The sequence below is a fragment of the Rugamonas fusca genome (assembly GCF_014042365.1).
In the GTDB taxonomy this organism is placed as follows: Bacteria; Pseudomonadota; Gammaproteobacteria; order Burkholderiales; family Burkholderiaceae_D; genus Rugamonas; species Rugamonas fusca.
The window spans coordinates 1-292 of record NZ_JACEZS010000086.1; the positions used below are offsets into that span (position 1 = coordinate 1).

At 51.7% G+C, this 292-nt stretch carries 1 rRNA gene; it reads right to left on the reverse strand.

Annotation, left to right across the window (positions count from 1 at the left end):
* Positions 1 to 292: ribosomal RNA gene (locus H3H36_RS26430) — 23S ribosomal RNA — on the reverse strand; the annotation flags it as partial.

Consider the following 292-nt stretch of genomic DNA (forward strand, 5'->3'; position numbering starts at 1 on the left):
CCTGCTCCGATGAACGTTGAACAGGAAACCTTGGGCTTACGGCGTGGGGGCTTTTCACCCCCATTATCGCTACTCATGTCAGCATTCGCACTTCTGATACCTCCAGCAGCCTTTACAAGCCACCTTCGCAGGCTTACAGAACGCTCTCCTACCATATGCTTACGCATATCCGCAGCTTCGGTGACTGGCTTAGCCCCGTTACATCTTCCGCGCAGGACGACTCGATCAGTGAGCTATTACGCTTTCTTTAAATGATGGCTGCTTCTAAGCCAACATCCTGACTGTTTTAGCC